At 43.7% G+C, this 26746-nt stretch carries 25 protein-coding genes and 1 tRNA gene; 13 read left to right on the plus strand and 13 right to left on the minus strand.

All coding sequences use genetic code 11. From position 1 onward, the window contains the following. Positions 1–183: 183 nt before the first annotated feature. From ACUVXA_RS01675 to ACUVXA_RS01685, 3 genes are all read left to right on the plus strand, one after another. Complete coding sequence (locus ACUVXA_RS01675) at positions 184–1518, plus strand: hypothetical protein (protein ID WP_445869491.1); 1335 nt, start codon at positions 184–186, stop codon at positions 1516–1518. Between the two features lie 226 nt (positions 1519–1744). Then, the gene (locus ACUVXA_RS01680) at positions 1745–2605 is read left to right on the plus strand and encodes an alpha/beta fold hydrolase (protein ID WP_445869492.1); all 861 of its coding nucleotides are present in this window, start codon (positions 1745–1747) and stop codon (positions 2603–2605) included. Between the two features lie 4 nt (positions 2606–2609). Further along, entirely contained in the window at positions 2610–4151 is a 1542-nt protein-coding gene (locus tag ACUVXA_RS01685; RefSeq protein WP_445869493.1) for an acyl-CoA synthetase, read from the plus strand. On the opposite strand, the gene ACUVXA_RS01690 is transcribed toward ACUVXA_RS01685, so the two are convergent. The 4 genes from ACUVXA_RS01690 to ACUVXA_RS01705 form a co-directional block, all read right to left on the minus strand. Then, on the minus strand, positions 4132–5154 hold the full coding sequence (locus ACUVXA_RS01690; protein ID WP_445869494.1) for a 3-oxoacyl-ACP synthase: 1023 nt from the start codon (positions 5152–5154) through the stop codon (positions 4132–4134). The two genes, ACUVXA_RS01685 and ACUVXA_RS01690, sit on opposite strands and share 20 nt — an antisense overlap. A gap of 674 nt (positions 5155–5828) precedes the next feature. Further along, complete coding sequence (locus ACUVXA_RS01695; protein ID WP_445869495.1) at positions 5829–6479, minus strand: hypothetical protein; 651 nt, start codon at positions 6477–6479, stop codon at positions 5829–5831. Between the two features lie 499 nt (positions 6480–6978). Beyond that, entirely contained in the window at positions 6979–7779 is an 801-nt protein-coding gene (locus ACUVXA_RS01700) for an alpha/beta fold hydrolase (RefSeq protein WP_445869496.1), read from the minus strand. A gap of 146 nt (positions 7780–7925) precedes the next feature. Further along, positions 7926–8054: a hypothetical protein gene (locus ACUVXA_RS01705; protein ID WP_445869497.1), complete on the minus strand. Its 129-nt coding sequence runs from the start codon at positions 8052–8054 to the stop codon at positions 7926–7928. Positions 8055–8258: 204 nt separating this feature from the next. Here ACUVXA_RS01705 and ACUVXA_RS01710 point away from each other — a divergent pair. From ACUVXA_RS01710 to ACUVXA_RS01725, 4 genes are all read left to right on the plus strand, one after another. Beyond that, positions 8259–8469: transfer RNA gene (locus tag ACUVXA_RS01710), tRNA-Trp, on the plus strand. Positions 8470–8588: 119 nt separating this feature from the next. After that, positions 8589–9461: a putative RNA uridine N3 methyltransferase gene (locus ACUVXA_RS01715; RefSeq protein ID WP_445869498.1), complete on the plus strand. Its 873-nt coding sequence runs from the start codon at positions 8589–8591 to the stop codon at positions 9459–9461. Between the two features lie 111 nt (positions 9462–9572). Then, entirely contained in the window at positions 9573–9839 is a 267-nt protein-coding gene (locus ACUVXA_RS01720; protein WP_445869499.1) for a 50S ribosomal protein L23, read from the plus strand. 131 nt (positions 9840–9970) lie between these two features. Beyond that, the gene (locus tag ACUVXA_RS01725; protein WP_445869500.1) at positions 9971–10591 is read left to right on the plus strand and encodes an N-glycosylase/DNA lyase; all 621 of its coding nucleotides are present in this window, start codon (positions 9971–9973) and stop codon (positions 10589–10591) included. Between the two features lie 17 nt (positions 10592–10608). On the opposite strand, the gene ACUVXA_RS01730 is transcribed toward ACUVXA_RS01725, so the two are convergent. Beyond that, positions 10609–11385, minus strand: a complete 777-nt coding sequence (locus ACUVXA_RS01730) for a YIP1 family protein (protein WP_445869501.1) — start codon at positions 11383–11385, stop codon at positions 10609–10611. Positions 11386–11712: 327 nt separating this feature from the next. On the opposite strand from ACUVXA_RS01730, the gene ACUVXA_RS01735 reads away from it, so the two are divergent. Further along, positions 11713–12651, plus strand: a complete 939-nt coding sequence (locus ACUVXA_RS01735; RefSeq protein ID WP_445869502.1) for a hypothetical protein — start codon at positions 11713–11715, stop codon at positions 12649–12651. A gap of 76 nt (positions 12652–12727) precedes the next feature. Here the strand turns inward: ACUVXA_RS01735 and ACUVXA_RS01740 are convergent, their stop codons facing one another. Further along, positions 12728–13177, minus strand: a complete 450-nt coding sequence (locus ACUVXA_RS01740) for a hypothetical protein (RefSeq protein WP_445869503.1) — start codon at positions 13175–13177, stop codon at positions 12728–12730. A 181-nt stretch (positions 13178–13358) separates the two neighbouring features. Here ACUVXA_RS01740 and ACUVXA_RS01745 point away from each other — a divergent pair, with 181 nt between their 5' ends. After that, positions 13359–14156: an ATP-binding protein gene (locus ACUVXA_RS01745; RefSeq protein ID WP_445869504.1), complete on the plus strand. Its 798-nt coding sequence runs from the start codon at positions 13359–13361 to the stop codon at positions 14154–14156. 18 nt (positions 14157–14174) lie between these two features. Here ACUVXA_RS01745 and ACUVXA_RS01750 read toward each other — a convergent pair whose 3' ends face one another. The 4 genes from ACUVXA_RS01750 to ACUVXA_RS01765 all read right to left on the minus strand — a co-directional run bounded on the left by ACUVXA_RS01750 (position 14175) and on the right by ACUVXA_RS01765 (position 17079). After that, a complete protein-coding gene (locus ACUVXA_RS01750) occupies positions 14175–14708 on the minus strand; it encodes a DUF2096 family protein (protein ID WP_445869505.1) in 534 nt (177 codons plus the stop codon). A gap of 290 nt (positions 14709–14998) precedes the next feature. Then, a complete protein-coding gene (locus ACUVXA_RS01755) occupies positions 14999–15529 on the minus strand; it encodes a cob(I)yrinic acid a,c-diamide adenosyltransferase (RefSeq protein ID WP_445869506.1) in 531 nt (176 codons plus the stop codon). Between the two features lie 10 nt (positions 15530–15539). Continuing rightward, positions 15540–16508: a methylmalonyl Co-A mutase-associated GTPase MeaB gene (gene meaB / locus ACUVXA_RS01760; protein WP_445869507.1), complete on the minus strand. Its 969-nt coding sequence runs from the start codon at positions 16506–16508 to the stop codon at positions 15540–15542. A gap of 163 nt (positions 16509–16671) precedes the next feature. Then, a complete protein-coding gene (locus tag ACUVXA_RS01765; protein WP_445869508.1) occupies positions 16672–17079 on the minus strand; it encodes an NUDIX hydrolase in 408 nt (135 codons plus the stop codon). A 121-nt stretch (positions 17080–17200) separates the two neighbouring features. Here ACUVXA_RS01765 and ACUVXA_RS01770 point away from each other — a divergent pair, with 121 nt between their 5' ends. After that, positions 17201–18142, plus strand: coding sequence for an NAD(P)/FAD-dependent oxidoreductase (locus ACUVXA_RS01770; protein WP_445869509.1), 942 nt, complete (start codon positions 17201–17203; stop codon positions 18140–18142). Between the two features lie 204 nt (positions 18143–18346). Here ACUVXA_RS01770 and trxB read toward each other — a convergent pair whose 3' ends face one another. Both trxB and ACUVXA_RS01780 read right to left on the minus strand, forming a co-directional pair. Beyond that, positions 18347–19282 (minus strand): thioredoxin-disulfide reductase, encoded by a 936-nt coding sequence (trxB, locus tag ACUVXA_RS01775; protein WP_445869510.1) that lies wholly within the window; start codon positions 19280–19282, stop codon positions 18347–18349. Between the two features lie 41 nt (positions 19283–19323). Beyond that, positions 19324–19467, minus strand: coding sequence for a hypothetical protein (locus ACUVXA_RS01780; RefSeq protein WP_445869511.1), 144 nt, complete (start codon positions 19465–19467; stop codon positions 19324–19326). Positions 19468–19684: 217 nt separating this feature from the next. On the opposite strand from ACUVXA_RS01780, the gene ACUVXA_RS01785 reads away from it, so the two are divergent. The 3 genes from ACUVXA_RS01785 to ACUVXA_RS01795 all read left to right on the plus strand — a co-directional run bounded on the left by ACUVXA_RS01785 (position 19685) and on the right by ACUVXA_RS01795 (position 23616). Continuing rightward, a complete protein-coding gene (locus ACUVXA_RS01785) occupies positions 19685–21412 on the plus strand; it encodes an ArgE/DapE family deacylase (RefSeq protein ID WP_445869512.1) in 1728 nt (575 codons plus the stop codon). A 23-nt stretch (positions 21413–21435) separates the two neighbouring features. Further along, positions 21436–21882: a nickel-responsive transcriptional regulator NikR gene (gene nikR / locus ACUVXA_RS01790; protein ID WP_445869513.1), complete on the plus strand. Its 447-nt coding sequence runs from the start codon at positions 21436–21438 to the stop codon at positions 21880–21882. A gap of 177 nt (positions 21883–22059) precedes the next feature. Further along, positions 22060–23616, plus strand: coding sequence for an aminoacyl--tRNA ligase-related protein (locus ACUVXA_RS01795; RefSeq protein WP_445869514.1), 1557 nt, complete (start codon positions 22060–22062; stop codon positions 23614–23616). A 35-nt stretch (positions 23617–23651) separates the two neighbouring features. Here ACUVXA_RS01795 and leuS read toward each other — a convergent pair whose 3' ends face one another. Continuing rightward, the gene (gene leuS, locus ACUVXA_RS01800; RefSeq protein WP_445869515.1) at positions 23652–26483 is read right to left on the minus strand and encodes a leucine--tRNA ligase; all 2832 of its coding nucleotides are present in this window, start codon (positions 26481–26483) and stop codon (positions 23652–23654) included. Positions 26484–26746: the final 263 nt, after the last annotated feature.

Consider the following 26746-nt stretch of genomic DNA (forward strand, 5'->3'; position numbering starts at 1 on the left):
TGTTATATGACGCAAAACATGCTCTTCAGCAAAAATTCCAAACCACTGCCTCCCTCCTACAAATTTTTTCTATAAATTCACTAACCGGGAACATAGTCCCATCGAAGAGAGACACAAAAATTAAATATTAGAAGAAAGTAAAAGGGAATTCATATCTATTTAAGGTAAAGGAGAATGGAAGTGTTGAAAGAGAATGAAATAGAGGTTGTTGTGGTTCCTAGGTGGCGTCAGCCGTTTTCAGGAATTTGCGCTTTGCTTTTAGGGTTGTTTGTTGCTATTTTCACGTGGTGGATTTTCGCCGACATCAGATTTTCGCTCGGGCACTTCATGTTCGGCTGGTATCCTGAGGTGGCATCTCTCCTAGGCGGCTGGGGGCTTCTCATCGCTGTCTGGCAGGCTTGGCTGGATAACTATCCCTACTCCAAGCTTAGGAGGTCTTGGGCGGTGGGTGTTGCTGGAACAGTTTTAAACCTAGTTTTGTTGTGGTTCATGGTTTACGTGGTTTTCTACCAGCTGATCGGGAGCATAGTTCCTGTGGCGAGCTTTCCAAAGCTTCTCTTGTTAGGGTTCCCTGTCGAGACCGCGCTGTACCTTTCTTCTTCCGCTACGGGTATGGCCACCGGGGCTACGTTTTCCTTTGGTTTACTCTGGGTTGCAGGCTCAATGTTCTGGCCCCTCTACTATGCGAAGCAGCCGAAAAGGGGGCTCTACAGTGTTTTCCTGGCGTTTGCCATTGGGCTGGTCGCATGGTGGTTTTTACTCCTCCCGCCGGTCGCCCAGATGGGGCAGAATTCCGCGGCAATATTATCGTTCATGTACCTCTCTGAGCTTCAACCAGCCATGAGCACAATATACTCCATTATAATCTACTACTACACTGTTTCATGGTTCTACCTTAACACTGGGGCCCTGAGAATGCTTAACCTAACTCAGTGGGTGATCTTCTTCGCAATATTCACAATGCTAACTTGGGAGTACGAGCCTTGGATCAGGCTGAAAAAACAGCCTCTGGTGGGAGTGGTTGCCTTTGTTTCCTGTACGTTTCTAGGCGTGCTCTTTGGGCTCGTCTTATCCCAAATGATATACACGCCGCCTATTCCCCCGTACTACGTCTGGATTTCTATGGGTCAGGCATCACTAGCTCCCATGGCAGAAATCGCGAGGGAGGGTGCAAAGTGGACGGCGCCGCTGGTCCTAGCGGTATTCTTCATCATGGCGGAGTTTATTCTCTACTTCTACTTTGACAACTGGCCTAAGAAGTACAGTAAATTGGTCAATCTCACGGTGAGAACTGTGATAGTCATCCTAGCAGGGCTGGCAATGCTATACTTATACTACCTCTTCTCAGCCAGCATCATAGGCGACCCAGACATCCTCACAATGCTAAGTAACCCCATACTCTTCCTAGATCCTAGGCCACTATCAAACCCCTTGCCATTCCAGCTCTGGCTCCTATGGGTCCTACTACTACACGGATACGTATGGAAGAAATGGCCCTTCTGGAAGCCTATAACATGAAAAAGAGGAGGTTAAGACTCCTCCATTTTTTCCCCCTCGGGTTTTAAAAGGGTCAAATTTCCCTTTAAGTTGCTCAGAGCTGAAAAAGCAGAGGGAGACAGGCGAAAATTTTTTAATTAAAAAAAGCAGTTTTATTATCAATCCCCTACCCTGCAATGATTTTCCTTGATGAAAAGTTTGAGGGATGGTGAAGACAGGTTTTGCCCTTTTGTGGAAGTGGTTTGATTTGCCGTATATCAATCTTAGAGATAGCGTGAAGCTATTTTTCGAAATCCACGGAGAAGGATTCCCCCTAGCAATGATAGAAGGATGGGGATACTCCCAATGGATGTGGTTCAAGCAGATTAACGCATTCTCCAAAGAGTATTCGTGTATTGTTTTTGATAATAGAGGAGTTGGTTTGAGTGATAAGCCTGATAAACCTTATAGTATCAGTTTGTTCGCTGAGGATTTGGGGGAGCTTCTTGATTTTATTGGGGTTGATAGAGCACATATTCTGGGGGTTTCCATGGGTGGGTTTATTGCCCAAGAATTTGCCTTAAGGCAACCGAGAAGGGTGAAGAGCCTCGTCCTCGTCTCCACCCACTTCGGAGGAGAAAAAGCAACACCAACACCAAAAGAGACCATGAACGCCATTTTGAGCATAAGGGAGGAGGAACTTGGCGTCAAGGAGGCTTTGAGGAGGAAGATGTCCTTTGCCTTTAACCCCTATTATATTGAGGAGCACCCCGGGGAAATAGATCAGATAATATCTTGGAGGATTGAGGAAGCTCAGCCAAGGTATGCTTGGCTTAGACAGGCTGAAGCTGTTCAGAGCTTCAGCCTTGGAGAAGATGTTTCACGTATAAGGGCTCCAACCCTGATTGTGGCGGGCACTAATGACCGGGTTGTCCCGTACCAGAACGCTGAGCTGCTACTGGAGACTATTCCCAATTCGAGACTGGTTCTTTTTGAGGGAGGTTCCCACCTCATCTTCATAGAGAACGCTTATGCCTTCAACAAGGTGGTGATGGACTTCCTAAGTGAGGTGGATGAGGGAATATTTAACACTAAGATGGGGAAGATAGCACTGAATGTTAAGGGGTGATCGCATGTCTTGGAGTTGGATTGGAGACTGGTCTGAAAGGCGAGCGTCATTAACGCCCAAAAAAGAAGCTCTAATATATGAGGAAAAATCATTCACCTATGGTGAGCTGGACTCCAGAGCCAATAGGCTTGCAGAGTATCTTGCCAAGAAAGGTGTCAGTAAGGGAGACAGGGTCTCATTCCTTCTTAGGAACTGCGTGGAGTGCTTTGACGTCTTCTTCGCAACAGGAAAGCTCGGAACCATTCTAGCCCCCCTGAACATAAGGCTTTCCTCCAAAGAGATGGTTCTCTTGGCAAAGCAGGTGAAACCGAAGGTTTTCATTTACGACCCAGAGTTTGAAGAAATCGTAAAGGAAGTGAGGAAAGAGATTAAAAACGTTGAGTACCTTTCCATAGGCGAAGAAGGAGAGTACGAGGCAGCTCTCGAGGAAGGAGGCGAGAAGCCGAGAAGGACGCCTGCTTCCATGGAGGATCCACACCTGATGCTGTTTACCGGTGGAACCACGGGTTTACCTAAGGGCGCTATTCTTTCCCACAGAATGATTTTCTGGAACTCGATAAACACTATAGTGACATGGGGGATAACACCTGAGGACGTATCCCCAATAGTTTTTCCCCTCTTCCACACTGGAGGGTGGAACACGCTCGCAGTTCCCCTAATCCACATCGGAGGCAAAATGATAACGTGGAGGAAGTTCAACCCAGACGACGTTTTAGACGCTGTGGAAAAGTATAGGTGCACCATAGTAATAGGCGCCCCAACAATGTTCTACATGATGGTCAAATCGCCACAGTTCGAAAAAACGGACTTATCCTCAGTTAGGATGTGGATATCAGGGGGTGCTCCATGCCCTCTTCCAGTTATGGAGGCGTTCTGGAATAGGGGCGCCGTCCTAGTTCAGGGCTATGGACTGACTGAGGCGGGGCCGAACAACTTTTACATGCCGGTCGAGTACATGAAGAAGAAGCACAGGTCGGTGGGGCTGCCATTTTTCCACAACGAAGTTAAACTAGTCAATGGAAAGGGGGAGGAAGTCAGGGTAGGCATGCCGGGCGAACTCCTTATCAGGGGGCCCCACACTTTCTCGGGGTACTGGGAGATGCCTGGGGAAACCTCTAAGACGATAGACAAGGACGGTTGGGTTCACACAGGTGACATAGTTATGAAGGACGGGGGCGGCTTCTACTACATAATAGACAGGAAAAAGGACATGTACATTAGTGGAGGCGAAAACGTCTACCCAGTTGAGATTGAAAACATAATATACCAGCACCCTAAAATAGCAGAAGTTGCAGTCATAGGGGTTCCAGACGAGAAGTGGGGAGAAGTGGGAAAAGCAATAATTGTGCCGAAGCCTGGAGAAACTATAACCAAGGAGGAGATAATGGAATTCTGCAAAGACAGGCTGGCGAAGTATAAAGTACCGAAGTACGTGGCGGTCGTCGAATCGCTTCCAAAGTCACCGGCAGGAAAAATACCAAAAAAAGATTTGAGAATGGATTATGGAAAGCCACGGGACGAATTCCCTAGTGGGGCCCCCACTTAATTACCATGGCGTCCCACGCATACCCTATGCCTGCGCTCACAAGCACTACGAGGCTTCCATCTCTTATTTTTCCACTTCTCAACCCTAACTCTAGGGATAGTATCTGGTCGCACTGTCCCAAATGGCCGTACTCCTCGAAGTAGGTTGTCTGGCTCTCGCTTAGTCCTAGCTCGCTGAGTATGTACTTATGCGCGCTGCGCTTCATGTGGAGGATTGCCAAGTAGTCTATCTCTTTGATGGTGTAGCCACTTTTTTCCAAGGCGTCCCCGACCACCTTAAGGAAGTTCTTCATTGATAGATCGTCGAGCCTGCGCTTCATATCCTCTGGGTCCCTAACGTCAAGGTGGTGGAGTCCACGCTCCAAGGTTTCGTGGCTTGCAGGCATCATGGTGCCTCCAGCTGGCACGTAGACATCGTCGGCGAAGGAGCCATCGGACATGAAGGATGCCTCCAAGATGTGGTTCTTGGGATGGTTTTTCCTGAGAACCGCTGCCGCGCCTCCAGCAGCCAGATTAAACATGAACCTTGTTCTTTGGTTTTGATAGTTTATGAGGTCACAGTTCCTGTAGCCCGCGGCTATAAGAACACTGTTTATGTCCTCGTTGGCTGTTATCATGTCCTTCGCCAGTTTTAAGCCGACAATCATTGTTCCGCAGCGCTGGGATATGTCGAAGGCCCAAGCGTTAGGCGCGCCGACCTCGTGTTGAAGCTTAATTCCGGCAGTAACCATGGGGTGCTCCTTGTACTCCTCTCCAGCCCATATAACTAAGTCGACTTCCTCAGGGTCCACGTTTCCCCTTTCGAGTGCAATCCTCGACGCCTCAATGCCCATGGATATGGGGTGGTCCTTCTCACTAGAGGGCATAACCTTCCTTATCATTCCCATCTTCTCCTCAACTATTTTCTTGGGTACTCCCGAAGCCCTAGCTATATCTTCGCTTGTGTGAAAACCTTGAGGTATGTAAACTCCTATCGAAACAACACCTACAGATGGCTTACCCAAATAAACACCACCTTTAAAAACGGAAAACCACACCGGACATTAAATAAATCGAGCCATTCTTGTGAAGGATAGATTCTGCAAATGGATATATATATCTTACACCGCTTAAAAGGTGTTTTTAGCATTGATTGGATTTTCGTGGACGGAAAATCGGTAAAAGAAAAATGGAAAAAGCATTTCTTCTATTTTGAGATGATTGGTTGAAAGAGGAATAAACCTCCTTGAAGGTTGCTGTGTATTACTCCTATCTTTTAGAGGATGTTAGAGGGGGTATCTGAGTACGTGTATGATGCTCATAAATAGATAGGTTATAAGCTATGTTACCATGTGTTGGGCTGGAGCTTCAATGCGTAGATAGAGGTGATGCCCGTTTAAAGAGGCGTCTGGTGAAACTGGTTAATGGTTTCGCCATCAATCCTTACTGGCACTAAATATAATAGGATAAAAGATAACCCACGAAAACTAAATTTCTAGCGCAGATTTTCCATATTTCCAAGCGTCTCTAGAAGCGATGGATTGATCCTCAGAACCTAGGGTTACAATGTGGCAGGCTTGCACAAACCCAGCACTTCCTCCCAATTACATATCCTCTTAGTAATTCTTGATTTAGCTGTTCTTCCCTTGCTGGGGATTCCGGTCTAGTGGTAAACTGTTGTTAGGGAGTGTGAGGATGTTTAAGGGATTTCAAAGATTTTTCCTTCGCAGTTTGGTGGATTATATTTGGTGATTTTTACGTCGTATTTTTTGTTCAACGCGGCGTCAGCTATGCCGGCGAATGCGAGGAATCTACCGCAGGGTACAGAGCCGAATACGTTATATACTCCTTCCTGGTGGAGCTGGGTGCAGGCGTTAACGTAGGTGCATTGACCATGAAGCTTAATAAACACCTCATGGACAGAGTCCTCCAAGGTTAAATCCTCATCCCTCATAAAGCCTATTTCCGTTAGAAAGGCCTTATACCTAGATAGACAGTCATAAAGGCTCTCTGATCCTTTAAGTGTTTCCATTACTCCAAGGGTGTGAGCTAGTTTTTTTGGGGCCTCTTTTCCGAAGCGTCGAGCTATGGTACCTACTGCGCCGGCGAGCATGCTTTCACCTTTATAGATTCCATATGCTACTGCTTCTTCTGCTGGGTACTCTTCTGCGATTTTGAGGAGTAGTTCTTCCAGTTCTTCCAGTGTCTCGGCAGCTCCACTAACACCAAATTTCCTCGCAACATAGTCTAAAACGTACTTTATGATTAAACGGGCATATGCGGGTAGAATCAAAGGATCATTCTTCAAAGTATCAAGTTGCACCTTAACTATGCGCGGGTTTCCAGGCAATATGGCGTACCTCTCCTTCTTCTCTGAACTTGAAGTTTTATATGCTTAATTGTGGTTTTTTTATAAGTTAACTTTTTCTACAATGTTAAAGTTACCTTTGTGAGCGGAATGTTTTCTTTTTTTAAGTGCTTTTCTTTAACCTCGTTAAGGAACCATGTGCAACCAAAAATTTTAGTAGTTTTACATTGTTAATTTTGAAAAATTCTCATAACATCATTAAAAATATCTGAAAAAGTAAATTTATGAGGGGGCAGTTTACATCAGAGCTTATTTAAGATTAGGTGTGGAGAAGTGTGAGGTGTAATTTCTTCGGGAAATAATAGGATTATAGAAAGTTGGAATCAGGTGCCCCAGCCTTGTTAAATACGCGGTTAAACGTAGTAAAAAAGAAGGGGGATTGATTTTTTGTTTTGGATGTTCTGTGTGGTTTTGCTTTACCTTACCGTTTTGCCCTTGGATATGGGTTGTTTACGTGCTTGCCTTGTTAGGATTTTTGTGGTCATGTTTTTGAGAGGAAGTCGGTTATGGCTTTGTTGAATTCTTTGGGATTGTCTAGGCATGTTAGGTGTCCCGCTTCCTTAATAGCATAGAGTTGGGAATCAGGGATAAGTCCGTGTAGTGTTTCAGCCATCCAGGCGGGTGTTGCCTCATCTTTCTCGCCGACTATGATTAGGGTTGGTTTATCGATTTTCCGGATTTCCTTGCATATGTTGAAGCCTGATGTTGCGAGGGCGTTTCTCACGTAAACCTCGGGTGTCTGCCCCTTAACCATTTCCACCACGAGACGTATAGCCTCCTCTCCTACTAGCTTTATCCCTCTCTTCGCTATGAGGCGCCCTATTTCCTCCATGCTCATCTTCTTAACCCATGTCACCCTCTCAGCTACAGCCTCCGGTATGACGTTGCACATGGTGTCTGCTAGCACCAGCCGCTTAACCACTTCAGGGTGCCTAACAGCCAAAACGCAGGCAACCATGCCTCCCATCGAGTGCCCAACTATGTTGACTTTTTTGAGCCCTAAGTGCTTTGTCAACGCGTAGAGGTCTTCTCCATGCGTCCAGACGCTGTACTGCTTAGACGGCTTACCAGATTCGCCATGTCCCCTAAGGTCGTATACTACAACCTTAAAGTTCTTTGAGAAGTGTTTTTTCTGGTGGATCCAGCACCTTTTGTCAACCCATAGGCCATGTACAAAGACGATAGCCTCTCCAGATCCAGCCTGCTCATACGAAATGCTCACACCGTTAACCTCAACGGCAGACAAGAAGAACACCAGAAAAATATATTGTACTCCAAACATATTTGAAGTTTTCCCTCGTAAGAGGCGCAACGTAATAATTTTGTTTTTAATTATGGTGTAAAGAATATGCAAAAATCTTGCAGAAGGAAAATATATTAATTTTTAGATTTTAGAAATGTTTATATTTCTTTGATGCGTTTGGATTTCTAGCGTCGCTGCGTGAAAGTCAAGCTAATACACGATTCTGTGAGTACTGTTCTCCGAGAGGGAACGGGAAAACCGAATACTGGCATCTCGGTGCCGGTCATAGTGTATTGGGAACTACCCGTTCTCATTCCGAACACGGAACAGCGACGCCACCGCTAGTTTTAAAATTCTATTTTAACTAAGTAATATAGGTTTTTAGGAAATTTTGATATTCTCAATGGTTTTTTGGTGAGTGTTACTTATGAATCGGGACTGAAACAAAAACTTTATGTAATCTTTGCGCTTATCCTTAAATACGCAACATATGTGTTGTGTTGCTACCCCTATTGGTTGGGGACGTTGTGTAGTCAGAGCTGTTCGGGACATGTTTTGCTGTTCTGAACGCGGCCAAGTAGCATGGCAGGCTCCAGAGGCTGTGAATATTTGCAGGTTTGCTGACCAGAAGATGATGAACTTCTGGAGCAGTGAGCCGAAGAAACCTGCTGGTCGTGCGTTCAAATGGAGAATTCATATTTCTCCTTGGAAATCGCACCGTCCCCACCATCTCCATAAATTTTTTTATGTAATTTTAGTTGAAATATGGTATTACTTTTTAATGCTGATTAAGCAAAAAACATTTCTTCGAAGAAATGGTATAAAGATTAAATTCTAAGGCGTTGGAATTGTTTAGATCGGGTTGTTTGGAGATTGGTCTCGTTATTCCTGGGTCTCTGGTTATGGATGCTCCGGATTTGAGACAGAAAACATTGAAGGTGGGGCAGATTGGGCGTTCTGCTGCCATTTTTAGGGTAGGTGAAATTCTGCTTTATGCGGATTATTCTTTTGTTAAACAGAAGAGTGATTTGGTTCTAATTAAGAAAATTTTAGATTATATGGAAACGCCTCAATATTTGAGGAAGCGGCTTCACCCTTCGGATCCGGTTTTGAGGTATGCTGGTATTCTTCCTCCTCTTGCGACGCCGCATCATCCGCTTCATAGTAGAAAGAGTGAGTTACATGATGGGGAGGTTCGGGAGGGAGTGGTTGTTAAGAGTGATTCTAAGAGTTCTCTTGTGGATATCGGAGTTGAGCAGCCTCAGAAATTGAGGGGGCTAAATTTACGTGTAAATACTCGCATCACTGTTAAGGTACTGATAAAGGATAAGAAACTTTACTTGGAAAAAGTGGATTCTGGCGAGAGTGGGGATTATTGGGGTTATGTGGTTAGGATTTTGAAGGATTCTTTGGGTTCAATTCTCAGAAAGCTTCGTCCTGCTGTAATTGTTCTAACGTCGAGGTATGGTGGTTCTTTCATTGGTGTTTCTAAACAAGTTTTGGAGCGATGGAGGGCTTCGGAGAGGCTTTTTTTGGTTTTTGGGGGTCCTTACCAGGGTTTGAAGGAGATTCTTGGGAAGGAAAAAGTTGATCCTTATAGTGTCGGCGATTTTGTAGTGAATTTTATTCCTAATCAGGGTACTAGGACTGTTAGGACGGAGGAGGCGGTTTCAGCGTCTTTATCTGTTTTGAACATTTGCCGTGAAAACACGTTAAAATAGGTCTCTGCTTTTCAGTGTTAGTTTTATTCCAAGGATTTGTTGATAAGAAAATTTAATTAAGGTCTGTGTAGTTTTCTAGAAAATAGCAGTATTTTAAAGGAGAAAAAGTCGATGAGTTTTAATCCTTACAAGGTGATAATTAGGCCGGTGACCACCGAGTCGGTATTGGAACTAATCGAGTCAGAAAATAAATTGGTCTTTTTAGTAGATCGAAGATATAATAAGCAAATTATTAAGAGAGCGGTGGAAGAACTTTATGATGTGAAAGTTGAGAAGGTGACTACTCTAATTCTTCCAGGGGGTAAGAAGAAAGCCTATGTAAAACTCTCCCCTGAACATAGTGCAATCGATGTGGCAACCGAAATAGGCGTTTTTTAGAATCCCGTTTTTTATAACTAATTTGTGGAGTTTTCCACTTTTATTTGTTTTACCAGATTTACTCGATTTAAATGGAAACGCTGTTATTTTCTTATTATCCGGTAACGGTGTTTAGCTTGGGGTTAAACGGTTTGGTTAACGAGATAAATGAGCTGAAAAATGGGTCGGTTGGTGAGCAGGTTTCTGAGCGAATGAAAGAATTTGAGGAATTACATAAAAAGAGTGATAAAGAGTGGTTTTCGGAGCTTTGTTTCTGCATTTTGACTGCATATTCAAGTGTTCAGATGGGGTTAAAGATTCAAAATAAGCTGAGTTGTGAGGATTTTTTGATGCTCCCTTTGGAAAATCTTTGTCATAAACTTAGAGAAGAAGGTTACCGGTTTTGGGAAAGAAGGGCGGATTTTATTGTTTGCGCAAGAGATTTCTATAACATTAAGGAAATCATTACCAGTTTTCCAGATGAGCGATTGGCTAGGGAATGGTTGGTAAAGAGGATTAAGGGTTTGGGTTATAAGGAAGCTAGCCACTTTTTGAGAAATGTTGGTTTCAAAAATGTTGCGATACTAGATAGGCATGTTATGAGGATTATGTTTGAATATGGATTGATTAGTGAAATTCCTAAAACTTTGACTAGAAGAATGTATCTTGAATTGGAGCAGAAATTGGAAGATTTGGGGAGGATGGTGGGTTTATCCCTTGGAGAGTTAGACCTCTATCTGTGGTATATGAAAACGGGAAAAATTCTGAAATGAGTTTTTTCACTTTTCGGCTAAACTAGGGTTACATAGATTGCTAGAAAGATTAGCATTATTGCATATGATGAAATAAGTGCAGTGGTTGTTGATAGCTCGTTGACTTGTCTGATTCCCAACACTATTAGAAAAGCTGCCCAAAGCCAGGAGGCGATCTCTATAACGGCCACAGTGTTCCAAACCGGAGATATGAAAATCGAGGTTACGGAAATCTGTGCCTGAAGGAGACTGGCGTTTACAGGGATAATTATGGTGGGGATGCTTGTGAAGAGTATTAGAACTGATAGAGCTCTACCTATTAGTATTGGTACGTAAGCATAGCCAACTATGGATAAATCTCTCTTGAAGCTGCTCTTTCTTCCAATTAATCGGAATGGAAGCCAATAGATGAAACCCAGAAACAGTAACTGAATCAGAACCATTAATGCGTTTGAAAATAATCTACCTAAAACAGCTCCATCGCCCAGAAGCCGTAGAATCCAGTAATCTCCAAAGGGGTAAATGTGATTCCACCCCGCGGCATAATAGATTGTGACGGCTAGGACGTTAAGTGCATAGAGTATAATAGGTCCTGCAGCGTCGGGTGCCCGGGCAATGTCGTGAAAGGCTTGACTCGGAGCGATTACGGCTTTAGCTATTCGAATTGGAAAAGGCATCGGGCTAATGGGTTCTTTCTCAGGTCTTTTGAGTAGGGGAAGCAGCCTTTCAAGGGTTTCTTCAGCTAAGCGATGGTTACATTCTGGGCAAACTTCCTCATCTGGTGCCACAAGCGCACCACACTTAGGACAGCTCATGGTAAACTTACTCCACAATTTTTTAATAAATTATTATTCTACATTTGTTATTGGGGTTTTATGCTAATTGTAAATTTGATGTAGAATTTGCTTTCCCTATTGTAAATATTGGACTTGTTGAATTGGTGCTATTAAATTGTTTTTATCCAATTAGTAATCAATTTTGTTGGTAATTTTAAGGAATTATTGGTTAATAGTGCCTATATCTTTTCTGTTTATAACAAATTAATATCTAAGCTAAGAGAAGAATACTTTTGTATAGGTGTTTACATAATATTATGCATATAGGACTCGTTTAATCAAGACCGTTTCGGAGAAGATGGTCAAATGGAGAAGCAACGATTATACTTGGAGGAAACACGTCCCCCAATTTCCGACTCCTTGTACAATACAATTACTGCTCATAGGAAACTATATAGAAAACTTGCTCTCACCGGTGGGCAAGTGAAGAGGCTCAGAGGCACGTTAAAAGCAGCTGATATACAAACCATGTTGAGTGGTAAAAAGGGTAAATTAACAAGGCTTGACGTTATGCTTGAACTCTACTGCGATGAGGAGTACGAGAAGAAATTATTGGACTTTTATAATAAAACGATTTCAAAAAGTAAACCCGAAAAACAATTCCTTCAAACACTATCCGAAGCTGAGGAACATGGGGGCGCTCCTTCCTTCAAGATGGGACTAAGCTGGAGCAATATTAAATTCAACACTCAGAAATTTACAGAAGAACTCTACGAATTGGCAGACACCACGTTTCTCATAAACTTTGAATTAGAACTAGACGGGTCACTGATCACCGCCACAAATCTATCCTATCCCATAATAGATGAGACCCAAAACTTTTTTCTAGTAGAGTACATTCCCCCATTTAAAGTCGCCTATCCAAATGGAACAGAACAAACATTCTCCAAGCTCACCTCACTGATGGAGAATATGAGTGAAAACCTAGAAGCAACACCAAAATTATACGTAATGGGAAACCAGGGACGATGGAAACCATTAATAACCTTCGCCTGGCAATTCGAAGACGGACTAATATACGTAAAAATCCCCTCTGAGAACGGAAAAACCGAAGAAAAAGAATTCATATTAAACCCCGTAACAGGAAACATAGAGCTGATTAAAGGACAACTAAAAGTAGAAAAAGCCAAGAGCGCGCCAAAATTCAAACCAGAAAGAATATTCTTCTTCGAACTAGGAGGAGACGAGCTCGCAAAACCAGAATCAAAACCAGAACCACCAAAACAATCCAAAAAGAAATCATAAAAATCACACCAACCCCAACGAAAAAAGCTCAAAATGTTTTCGACCTAGACTTTTACTACTTCAATAATGAAGACAGCTAATCTTCAAACCATTGAGAATCCAAGCACTCATCCATATCCAAACTAATCCACTCATTTTTTTCTCCATAAAGCTGTCTCTCATGCAGAATCCTAACAAAACTAATGGATCTACAAGTAAAGCAATAAACCTCAAAAATCACCCCACTAACAACCTCAAACCAAATCTCCCCCCGGTCACTAACCGTTCCCTTGTCAATATTTAATTTTATAATCTCACCATCAAGAGCCAAGTGTTTCTCAATAATCTTTTGCACAATGCCAGAAATATAGGAAACAAGTTCAGAAAGCAAAGTCTTCTCATTCAAATAAATATTGCTAGTAACAATAACCGAGTTACCCTTTTCTTTTCGCCGAAACTTCACACCCTCCGATAACCTCGGATCCCCACCTAAAACATCCTCGATTCCCGCACTAATCTCACTGCTCAAAAATCCATGCTTCTTCACAAAACCACCTCAATTACTCTAAAAACTAAACAAAGGAACTATAACCTTACACTCTTAAAAAAATATTTTAATTAAAAGCTAAAAAATAAAATGCAAATAATCGAAACCTCAAAAAATTATTAAGCAGCCAACCTTTTTGTTAAAAACAAAAACATGTACACATCAAATTGGAGGTTGTAACTTGGGCATTAAAATTGCAGTCGTGGGAAAAGGAGGAACGGGAAAGACCACTGTTGCTGGAAGTTTGGCTCGCCTTTTTGCTAGAGATGGATTTAATGTATTTGCAATTGATGCGGATCCCAGTATGAATCTTTACAAAGCAGTAGGAGTATCCAACGAAACCATGAATAAGGTAACGCCTATCTCTGAGATGCACGATCTTGTTGAGGAACGTACCGGTGCTAGGCCGGGTTCCTCGGGAGGTGTCTTCATCCTCAATCCCAAGGTTTCTGATATTCCTGATCGCTTCAAGGTGGCAGGTCCAGATAATGTACAATTATTGGTGATGGGCACGGTTACACAACCTAGCGGAGGTTGCATGTGTCCGAGCAATTCCCTAGTAAGAGCTTTGTTGTCTCATCTGGTTTTAAAACGGGATGAAGTAATTATTATGGATATGGTGGCGGGCATCGAACATCTCGGGCGGGGTACGGCGAAGGCTGTGGACGCTATGATTATTATTGTGGAACCGGGGGCACGTTCTCTGGATCTGGCGGGTAGGATCAAGGAACTGGCAGAAGGACTGGGGGTGAAAAAACTGTTCATAGTGGCAAATAAAGTAGCTGATGATGAAGAGGCGCAAATTTTGATTAAAGCTGGCAATGAATTAGGACTGGAACTTCTCGCAGTTATTCCCTATGATCGAGAAATAGTTAAAGCTGATTTACATGATAAAGCACCTTTGGATGCCGCTCCTGATTCTGAAGCCATGAAGCAAATTATGAAAATTAGAGAGAGATTGGAGAAAGAATTTGCCTAATGCGATGAGTGAAACCGGTCAAATTTTAAAATATTTTTTTGCTATTTCTCGCACCGCTTTTTTAACATTACCCCGAGCACCAGACACGATGACTATTTTTTCCTCCTCCAGATTTACGCTGACTTTATATTTTTTTGCGATTTGAACTAATTCTGATTCGGGTGCAACTCTATTAACTCTGATGCGTACAAAGTCTTGTTCACTGTCTCTGGAGATTCCCTTTACAAAGGTTTTTTTTCGTTGTGGTGGGGGAGTTAATGGTGCATCATCAATTTTTTTCTTCCACCGGGCGGCATAGTCTTCACCCAGTTCCTGCGCTTTGGCAAGAAGAACGGTTTTTACATTGTTTAGTGCTACCTCGAGATCCATAAGATAATCCTCGTGCGTGTGTGTCTCGCCTTCGGGAGTCTCTTTGTAATGTGTAATTATGAAGCGAGTGTACCTTAAATTCTCACTTATTCTTGCGGGAACCTCTATCTTTTTAGATTTTATGTCTCCGAGCATATCGTTAAGCACGTACCATTCGTTCTCTAAAGCCAACAAGTTTTCCATAATCTGTCAATTCCCCAATTTACGCTCAACATCAATAAAAACTACCCCCTCCACCTTTAAATCTATATTTTAAGAATCGATCAAACAGCGACCATAAAAAGTATTAAGAAATAACAGATAAACATTTATCGCCTCAAAAAATATGATTCAAAAACAATTTACTAAAATGATATTCGCAAACTGAACTACAACTCGGTGTTGCCTTCTGTTAGAAAAAAAGCCTTAGAAAAAATAGTTGATTGGCTTGTGAGCCATGTCTGAAGCACAACACTTTTTTACAAAATTTTTATTTAGAAATCGACACCTTTTCTGGCTTGCATTCCCTGTGTGACAAAGGGGTGTTTAATCATCCTCATTTCGGTTACCAGGTCTGCCATTTCCAGTAGTTTGGAATGCATGTATCTCCCGGTGAGAATAATTTCCATATGTGGGGGCTTATTTTGCAATATTCCAATAACGTCTTTGACGTTTATTAACCCCATTTCTATAGCAACACCCACCTCGTCCAGAATAAGAATATCGCATTCATCTTCTTCAATTATCTTTTTAGCGAACTCTAACGCCTTATTGGCTTCTTCTATGTCCACGCTTTCCGGATCTGCGATTATTTCCGGTCTTCCGAACTGAGTTATTGTGAGATTAGGCCAGTTTTTAGCAGCTTTTATCTCTCCGTAATTCACTTCTCCCTTCATGAACTGAACCATTTGCACCTTAAACCCGTGCCCCGTAGCTCGAAAGGCCAGTCCCAGCGAAGCGGTGGTCTTCCCTTTCCCCGTGCCATAGTAGGCCTGAATGATTCCTTTACTTAGTCTTTGTCTCAATGTTATCCCTCTACTCTTCAAATTTTTTGATAATTGGCTTTAGTAGCTTTTCAGCAGCAGAGTAGAGATTCTCCTCCCTTAAGTAAACTTTCTCTACCAGGTTTTCAATATTCTTTTCTTGGTTGAGATGCTTGTATATGTATTCCTGAACTAGGGATTCCACAATCTCTCTAATCTTTTTCTCGATGTGGTTTCGACGTCTCTCTTCAAGCAAGCCTGCCTGCTCAATATGTTTCCGGTGTTCCTCGATAGCCTCTAAAAGTTCTTTAATTCCCACGCCGTCGGTGGCTACTGTGCTGAGCACTGGTGGACGCCAACCGGTTTGTCTGGTGTAAGAATCTAATGCTAGCTCCAGTTGGAGCACCAGCTTGTCCCCGTTAAGATCCGCTTTGTTTACCACCAGTATGTCACCTATTTCAATGATTCCTGCTTTCTGAGCCTGTATAGAATCGCCTGCCCCAGGCATAAATACGCAAACCACGGTGTCCGCAATTTTAATAACATCCACTTCGGCTTGCCCCGCTCCCACCGTTTCGATAATTATGTAATCTTTACCATAGGCGTCAAAAACCGTGGCAATATCGTATGTGGCTTTAGAGAGTCCCCCAGAGATTCCTCTGGACGCTACGCTTCGAATGAAAATCTGCGGGTCAGAAACAATTTCTCTCATTCTTACCCTGTCTCCCAGGAAAGCTCCTCCACTGAAGGGGCTGGAAGGATCAATGGAGATTATACCCACGGTCTTTCCCCTACTCCGCATCTCCTGAGCTAATCTACTAATCAATGTACTTTTTCCGCTACCCGGAGACCCAGTAATTCCCACAATGAAGGCTTTCCCTGCATTCTTATATAATACATCAAAAATTTCCTTGGCTCTTTCCGGCTCATTCTCCACGATTGTAATGATTCTTGCGAGCGCTAAGCGGTCCTTTTCCTGAAACTTGGTAATGAGTTCCTGCAAATTACTATCCCTAATCATTACTAAAACATCCAGAATTTCGTGCTTTATAGCTTAATTCGGGGTCAAATAGTGCGATGTTTCCTTACCTATATATCCTTTACCCAACATCATCACAAGACAATTTGTAATTCTATAAACTCAAAATCTGTAACCATTAGATTAACTGTCGTCATTAAAATTTCTAAAGGTAAAAATGTATTTTAAACGGATACTCCGCTGGGTCTGGAGATTCTTTCTCTAACCCCTTAAGTAATGGATAGGTTTCAGGGTAAGCGTTCAATGATTTAATTTCCTCTAAATGGAACCATGCGCAACCTCGAATGCCCTCTCCTTGCTTCTCTCCAATCCTAGCCTTAAACACAAAAAATAGGTGATAATTATCTTCCTTCCTTAATTCGTATATCCTAGCTAAACTCATAATAATCGTTAAGTATCCTGTTTCCTCCCTAATTTCTCTCTCCGCAGCTTCAATCACCCTCTCACCCTTTTCCACTTTTCCACCGGGAATCGCCCATAATCCGTTCTCCTTCACCAGAAGCACCCTGTCCTCGTCATCCCTAATAACAACGGTGGCTATCACCACAACCATTTCTATCATCTCTGCAAGAGTTTTTGTAGTTAGTAAGTTTATTCACCTTATTATAGGTTAATCTTTTATTTTTCTTATTACACTATCTTACTAAAATTTTCAAAACTTGGAGAGGCTACCAATGCAGTATGATGTGATAGTCATTGGATCAGGGCCAGCGGGACTGGCCAGCGCCACCTTTACCTCAGCAAGAAAACTAAAAACCCTGGTGCTGGAGGCAACAAGTAAAGCGGGTGGAAAACCGGTAAACATGTATGGAAAAAAAATCGTCGACGACTTCCTTGGTTTCCCAGAAGGAGTAAAAGGAAAAGAAGTTGGAGAAGCCCTGATTAGACAAGCAGAAAAATTTGGAGCAGAAATCAAGTGTAACTCAAAGGTTACCAAAATCTCAATAAAAAACAACGATAAACTAGTTGAAACAGAGGGCGGCGAAATCTACAGAGCCAAAGCGGTCATAATCGCCACCGGTTCTCACTCTAAGAGCTTTGTAGGTGGCATTGAGGGGGAACGCGAATTCCGAAAAAAGGGTGTAGCCTACCAGCTCTCCGACCCCACCGAAATGGAGAACAAAACAGTAATAGTGGTGGGTGGGGGAGCAAATGCGGTTGAAACAGCCCTAATCCTGAAGAACATAGCAAAAAAAGTACACATCATTCATAGACGCGACAACTTCAGAGCAGACGAACTACTGGTAGAAAAACTGGAAAAAAGCAACGTAAACATAATCTACAACTCCCAAATAAAAAAAATTGAAGGAAACAACCACGTAACAAAAGTAACAATCTACAACAATAAAAGCAACAAAGAAACTGAAATGAAAGCAGACCAAATCATCTTCTGCATCGGCGCAATACCCGCCAGCGAAATGCTAAAAGAACTACCAGTAGAAGTCGACCAAAAAGGCACGATCAGGACCGACTGCGACCAAAAAACCAGCGTAGAAGGAATATTCGCAGCCGGCGACGTGGCAGGCGGAGCCATGAGAATCTCCGCCGCAATAGGTGAAGGAGTCAAAGCCGCCATGACCGCATACCTATACATCAAACAACCATACTGGGCCTAAGCGTAAAACCCTAAAAATAAACAAGCCCAATGTTTTTCTCCTACCTAAAGAATTCTTATAACTATTCGGCACCTAAAGCTCAATTTTAACAGTTTTTCATCAAAAATGGTACCAGCAACACTCCCCTACCATAACGAACAAAAAATAAGAAAATAAGAAAAATCCCCGAAAAAGAACGTAAAATGATCCACCATTCCCAAAAAATTATTTGGAGGGACCATACCATCCGCCCCTAATGTACAAGTAGGCGTTTACCGCCGCCGCCGCTCCCTCACCCACCGCCGTAGCAATCTGAAAAACCCCACCCGTAACATCCCCCGCAGCAAAAATCCCCTCAACACTGGTCTTCTGCTCCCTATCCACCACAATATACCCCTCCTCATCCATCTTTACTCCCGCCTCCTTGGCAATCTCACTCACTGGTCGATAACCCACCGCTATAAAAACCGCATCCACATCCAGACTGCTTTCCTCCCCCGTCTTATTATTAACCAAGCGGATCCGATTCACAATCTTATCCCCCTCAATCTCCTTCACCTCACTGTTCCAGTGAAACTTAACCCCCTTCTCAGCCAAAACCCTCTTATAATAGGCCTCAGCCCTCAAATCATCCCTCCGATGAACCAAATGCACCTCCCTCGCCACATCACTCAGATACAAAGCTTCAGAACAAGCAGTATTCCCACCACCAACCACCAAAACCCTCCTACCCCTAAACAAAGGCCCATCACACGTCGCACAATAACTAACACCCCTACCACTAAGCCGCTCCTCCCCTGGAACCCCCAGCCTAGTATGCACACGCCCCGTAGCAACAATAACCGCATCCGCCACATAAGTTTCTCTTTCCGAAACAACCCTGATCTTCTTACCCTTCTTTTCTATCTTCTTAATAGGCTCCAAATCATGAATCACACACCCACACTCCTCAGCCTGCCGCCGCATCACATCCATAAGCTCCATACCCCGAACACTAACAAACCCCGGATAATTCTCAATCACAGCGGCTTCAGCAGCCTGACCACCACTAACCTTAGCCTCCAAAACCACAGCATCCAAACCAAACCGAGCCGCATAAATACCAGCACTCAACCCCGCAGGCCCCGCACCAACAATCACCAACTGCTTCTCAACCGACAAACCAAACACCTCAAAACTACAAAAAAGGAACTACAACACATTTAAAAACAGTCAGCTAATAAAAATTTTTCACCCTCTCCAATAACATAGCCTTTCAATGAAACCTTCAATAAGCCAATTATAACCTTAAAAACTTCAACACCTCCAAAACTTCCAGTCTCAACATTAATAAAAGTTATCAACAAAAATTCAACTCATCCTAGACAAAACTAATACCGCATTCACAGAAATTTTCATATAAAAATTAAAATTTTGGGTTTAAAATTTAAATATCCCTCAAAGTATAAATTAAAACAGAAACTAGGAAACATTATAAACTAAAAAACAAAGTAAATAATTAAAGACCGGAAAGAAACCAAAAAATGAAGACAAAAATAAGATAAAAAAGGGTGGAGTGGACAAATGCCTAAACAAGAAGAATATGCATTCAAAATCGTGACAGTGGGAGATGGTGGTGTGGGCAAGACTAGTTTGATTGTTCGTCTTACTGAGAATAGGTTTTCAGAAGATTATAAGATGACGTTGGGTACGTCTTTTGCTGCTCATTCGTTGAGTGTTGATGATAATGTTGTGACTTTGCAGATTTGGGATTTGGGTGGTCAGCCTTCGTTTAGTCATTTGCGTTCGTTTTTCTATGCTGGTGCTAAGGGTGGTGTGGTTGTTTTTGATTTGACTGATGGTAAGAGTTTTAAGAATGTTTCAGTGTGGGTTAGGGAGTTGTTTGATGTTTGTGGTGAGGTGCCGATTGTTATTATTGGTAATAAGAATGATTTGGCTGGTGAGCGGGTGGTTTCTCAAGGGGAGGCTGAGAGGTTGGCTCGGAGTTTGGGTGCTCCTTATATTGAGACTAGTGCTAAGACTGGTGATAAGGTGAATATGGCTTTTCAGAGTGTTTCTCGGCGTTTGTTGGGGATTGAGGAGAAGCCGTCTTTTGTGACTGCGGGTGTGTTGCTTCCTGAGGTTAGGGGTAAGATTCTGAGTTTTATTGATGAGCGTAGGGAGTATCTTTTGAATTTATTGGGGGATTTGATTTCTGCGCGTAGCGTTAATCCTCCGGGTAATGAGAAGGTTTGTGCGGATGTGGTTCGGGGGGAGTTGTACCGGATTGGGTTGCATACTGAGACTTATGAGAAGGAGAAGGGGCGGACTAATGTGGTGGGTTTGGTGGATCGGGGGGGTGCCCCTACTTTGATGATTGTTACTCACTTGGATGTGGTGCCTGCGGGTGATGGTTGGATTTATGATCCGTTTAAGGCGATTCCTACTGATGGTCGGATTGTGGGTCGGGGTGCTGTGGATGATAAGGGGCCTATGGCTTCGGTTCTTTTGGCTTTGCAGGCGCTTAAGGAGTTTAATTTTCCCGTTAGGGGTCGTTTGATGTTTGTGGCGGTGGCGGATGAGGAGACTGGGAATGAACTGGGTATCAAGTATCTTTTGAATGAGACGGGGTTGACTGCGGATTATGCTTTGGTGGCGGAGCAGACTCGGTGTGAGTCGATTGAGATTGGGGAGAAGGGGCGGTTGTGGGTTAAGCTGAAGTGTACGGGCTTGCAAGCTCATGGTAGTAGGCCGGATAAGGGAGTGAATGCGATTGTGAATCTTTCCAAGGTTTTGGCTAAGATAGGGAATCTGAAAATGGCGTATTCCGGGCATCGTTTATTCAGTGCTCCCACCGTAAACGTTGGAACTGTTAAGGGTGGGGTGGCTGCGAATATTGTTCCGGCTTCCGCTGAAGCCATTATCGATATCCGGTTTTTGCCTTCTCAGGATCCGAAGCAGATAGTTAATGAGTTGCGGGAATTTGTGAGGAGTGTTCAGAGGGAGAATCCGGGTTTAGAGGTTACTATAGAGCCTATTAGTTCTGATCCTCCGACGGAAGTGTCACCTGAAGATCCGGTGGTTAGGGTGCTTGAAAAGGTGGTTAGTGAGGTAACGGGGATTAAGCCGAAGCTTATTGGGGTTGGCGGTGTTACAGTGGCTAAACACTGTATTTTACGTGGTATTCCTACAGCGGTTTTTGGGCCAGGAGATCCCAATGAGGCGCATACTGCGAATGAGAGTGTGTCGGTGGATGATTTGCTGAGAGCAGCCAAAATATATGCCTTAACTATTCTTAATCTGCTTTCTTGATGATTTTAAGGGTGGTTGAAACCTTGGAGGAACCGGAAAAGGCAGAATCGGAAAAGTTTATTCGTTTCAGCGTTTCTCTCTCAGAGGATCTGCTGAAAGAGTTTGATAAGGTGACCGAAACGCTTGGAATACAGGGTCGATCTGATGCTATACGCAAGGCAATGCGGGACTTCATAGTGAACTATACCTGGATGGATAAGAGTGAGGGCCCTATGGCGGGATCCATAACCATCATATTGGATCATGAAACCACTGGTATAATGGATGAGCTCACCGAACTGCAGCATAAGCATATTAATCTAATCGCATCCTCTATGCACGTTCATCTGGATGAGAGGGACTGCATGATTGTGCTAGCGGTTCGTGGTGATGTAAAGAATGTTGAGAAACTTAATAATGAACTCCTTGCATTAAAAGGTGTTAAGCTGGTAAAGTACACCATTATGACTTCTGGTTCTGAACTTCCCTAAATTCAAACATTTTTAAAAAGAATTTTTCCAAAATGTTTTTATACACTGGCTTTTCAAGTGGGTACACCGTAACCTTACTATGAAAGGGGTTTTAGCACGAATGTTTAATTATCGGTGAAACATGGTTTACTTTTTTTTCGTGGTAAACCTTCAAGTTTTTCCCGTAAAGAGGTGAAGATGTTGCATTTAAAGTTGGATGGTTATATCGAACTTGGTGATGATCTTCCTAATGAGGCGCAAAGTGAATTAAATGCGTTTTTTGAGGACGCTAACCAGAAACTGCTCAAAAAGGGCGCTCCTAAAGGGAAGGAGTCTGAGGCAGCTCAAGTAACCCAATGGAGCCTTAAAGGTGATAAAATAGAATTACAAATAGTTAGCGGCAGGTATGTAAGACCGCACTCCGCCATTCTCCGGCTATCCAACTCTTTATCCAACCTCTTGGGAGCAAAATACCACGTGGGCGTTCGAAGAACAGTGGCCACCAACTACCATATAGAAACGGAGCTTGAAAAAGAACCCTTAGAGCAGGTAACCATTCCCTTCACCAAAGAATTAAAAATCGAGGGCAACAAAGCTTACCTCTCTCTAGTGGAAATGGATGAAAGCGAACTCAAAAGAAATTATCCCGACCGGATACTGCGGCGGCTCGAAGAAAAAGTCGCCGCCCAATACGTCACTGGAAAAGCGGAATTCACCCGCACCATTGAAAGAAGCAAGAAAGGCCTGGAAAAATATAAGATACGGGAGGACCCCACGGAGACGGCGGTCAAACTGGGATGGGTAAAAGAATTTCCCGGTGCGGGCATCTGGCAAATAATGCCCCCCTACGCAGCGCTCATCAGAGCCGTAGAAAACATAATCATCGACGACATAGCCAAACCCCTAGGCTTCCAGGAAGTCATGCTCCCCCGACTAATCCCCCTCGACGTGGAAATGAAAAAAGGACACCTAGGAATAGCAAACGAAATAATATGGGCCTGCCCTCCTATATCTCGAGACCCCAAAGAATTCGAGGAAATCCTAGACTACGTGGAAATAACCAGCACGCCTCCCGTAGAGCTTCTGCAGAAGAAACTACGCCCCCCCATGTTTGGACTATCCTATGCCCAGTGCGAGCCCTTCTACGAACTATTCGCCCAAGAAATAGTGGACATTGAAGCACTAGAGAAAAACCCCATAAAATTTTATGATAAAAACGGGCCCACCTGGCGCTGGGAAGGCGGAGGACTCAAAGGCTTGGAACGGCTAAACGAGTTCCACAGAGTAGAATTCGTCTACATGGCCCCACCCGAAAAATGCGTAGAAATAAGAGACCAAGTGCTCGAAAAAGCAATAACCATGATCGACAAAGACTTGGACCTCGAATACCGAATAGACGCCACCACCGCAGTGTACCTGGAACACGCCGGAATCACCGAGGAAGAAAAAGAAGAAGAATTCGTAAAAACCTACGACCTCACCGTAATACTACCCTTCGAAACCAAAAGCAGACCAGAAGCCGAACTAGAAATCTCCAGCTTCCACGTACACACAGACTTTTACGCAAAAAGATTCCACTTCCGAGACAAAACCCGAAAAACCGTCTACACCGGCTGCGTCGGCATCGGCCCCTCAAGATACGCATACGTCACCCTAATACGCCACGGATTCAACTACGACGACTGGCCCAAAAAAATCAAAAAATACATAGGAGAAAAACTCCCCGAACCCCCCCAAACAGTAACCTGGCCATAGAAACCAGCCCATAATTGAATAAATCCCATATTTCCCTATTTTTCGACAAGAACTCCTAGCTTTAAGGGCTCTGCGACTCTGGCTTTCTCATGCTTAGACTCTTCAGCCTTCAAGACTTCAACTTTTGCTCCGAACTCCTTAGCAAGAAAACTCCGAGCCTCAACCATAGTCTTAAACTCCCTGTCCTGAGTAATCATCTCGTGGCGAGGATTCTTAAGCAGCCTCTGAGCATAACCCGCAGCATCTTTTCCCTGCTTCTTAATCTCAGGATCCGCCATCACCCTCTTAATCAGGTCGTCTCTACTTTTAATAAACTCCTCCAAAATCTTGTACTTCCAACCGGGAGCCACAAAAAGAGTAATTTTAGAGGGCTTCTCAATTCTAGCAACCTTTAGAATCTCCTTAATATCCTCAATAGTTTCACTAATAAGCCCCTCCTCAATCTCCAACTCTTCATCAATATACTTCTCATTAAATACCGGCCAAGAATCCTGAACAATAAATTTCTTGTGACCAGTCTTTTCCCAGATTTCCTCACAGACATGCGGAGCTACCGGAGAGAGCAACAAGGTCATAGTTTCCACAGCAGTCTTCAAAACATCTGAATACTCCTCGGTACGCCTCATATACCAGCGAATATCATTCCATAAATCGAAAAAGCCCTCCTGAAGAGCGGAGCGATTCCTCATAACCTCATAATACTCGGTAGCCGTCTTAATATGCCTGTGAAGCTTGCTCAAAAGCCATCGGTCAATATTCCGATTCAAAGACTTGGTCTCAGGAAGCTTGGTCGCAAACTCGTAAAACATCTCCAACCTCCTGCGGAGACTCGTAACCTCCTGAGCCCTCCAATCCGGATCCACCAATCCCTCAGCAGAATAAGCCAACTCCAAACGAGTAGGATCCGCATTATACTGATCCAAAGCCTCCTTCAAAGTAATAAAAATCCCCCGAGACTTACTCATCTTCTCCCCCTCAATCTGAATCATACCATTAGCCCCCACCATCCGCGGCCACTTATCCTCCGGCCAAATCGCCACATGATGAAACAGGAAAAACGTCAAATGATTAAAAATCAACTCCTTAGCCGAATTCCGCAGAGAAACCGGATACCAATACTCAAACTCACCCCGCATATCCTCCAAAAGCTCCTCATCCAAACCACTCCTCCCCGCAACCTCCTCCAAACTACCCTTACCCAGATAAATATAGTCAAAAACCTCACGAGTCAACTTCTCAGCCGGAACTCCCAAACCATAAATATGCTTAGCAACAGTGTAAAAAGCCATGTAAACCGTAGAATCAGACAAAGTCTCCACAATCCACTCCGGATCCCAAGGAAGCCTAGTACCCAAACCACTCCGCCTCACACACGCCTTATCCTCCAACCAGTTAACAGTATACTCAAAAGCATTCCGAGCCTCATCCGGAACAATAACCATACGCTCCAAAAGCCCCCTAACCCGAGCCTTCCACTCCGGATCCCCATACTTCAAAAACCACTGATTCTCCAAAATCTTAACAATAGTACGCGTATTACAACGACAAACCACCGGCTCCGCAGTCTCCCACAAACTACTCGCCTTACCCTCAGCCACAAAATCCGCAATCAGCTCACCCTTAACCTCGCTAACACCACGCCCCGCATACCTACCAGTAACCTTTTTTAGAACACCCTTATGAAACTCCTTCCGATAAACCTCCTTAGTAATCTCCTCCAACCGCTCATCATTCTGATCCTTAATACCCGCCGCCTCCACCAGCTCCACCGCAGGATGCTCACCATAACCCTCAGTCTCAATCAAAGAAATAGGCTCCAAACCCTCCACAACACTCGGATCAACCCCATACTCCTTAAGAACCTCCGGATGCCTACACAGATCAGCAATAGCCGCCCAGTCAAAAGGAGCATGACTCGGAACACTCATAACCACACCCGAAGCATTACCCGAATCAACAAAAGAAGCCGGCAAAATTGGAACCTCATCACCCACCACCACATTACGACAAGACTTACCAATAAGCCTACGCCCCTCAAACTCCTCCAAAACCTCAACCTCATGAAGCTGGTCACGAATCTTCTGAACCGCCTCCCGACTAACAACCCACACCTCACCATCCACACGAACACGCACATAAGTCGCATCCGGATTCAACCACATATTCGTAACACCAAAAACAGTTTCCGGACGCAGAGTAGCAGCCATAAGAAAAGCACCATCACACTCAAACTTCAACAAAGTATACTCAATCGGAGAAACACCCTCACCCACCAATCGATCATGATCCCCCGTAGGCGACAAACACCGAGGACACCAAACCACAGGATGACTACCCAAAACCACATAACCCCCATCCCGCAAAGTCCAATACTGCCACTCAATGAACTTATTATAAGGAGGATCAACAGTGGTAAACTGCCGCCGCCAATCAACACTAAAACCAATCCGATCCACCGCCTCAACAGCCTCAGCACGGTAGTAGTCCCCGATGTATTTAGGATCCGTAAACTTATTGACTTCCTCCCGAGGCACACCACCCCTAACCAAAATATCAATCTGCTTCTTATCACCCTCAGCAACACGCTTAGCCACACCCACAAGAGGCTCACCCGTATAATGAAAAGCAAACGGAAACAACACATTAAAACCCTGCATACGCTTAAACCGAGCAAAAATATCACAACGCAAACAAGTCAAACCATGACCCAAATGCAATGACCCATTCATATAAGCGTAGGGAAATGTAATTAGAAATCCTTTTGAATGTTTAGATTTTCTTTTATTCTTTGGTGGGGGGTCTGTTTGGAATATTTTTGTTTGTCTCCATTTTTGTTGCCATTTTTTTTCTATTTGGTTCCAGTCCATTTTTGTCGCCCTTGAGGGTTGGGTGTTGCTAGTTTGGTTATCGTTTGGGATTGTATTTAAGAATTGTGTGCAATTTTTGTTGCTGGATTTTTAGTGTTTTTAGTATTATTTTGTTCTGAGGCGGAATAAATTACTTTAGCGGTATTTATTTTAGCTGAAAACAACAGCAATATAGGTTTGTTGGTATGTAAGTAACTAAATATGGGGTGTCCTTAGGCTGGGCGAGGGACTTGGTCCTGATGGAGGGACTGTTCAGTTATCCA

It is taken from the genome of Candidatus Jordarchaeum sp., assembly GCF_052745115.1.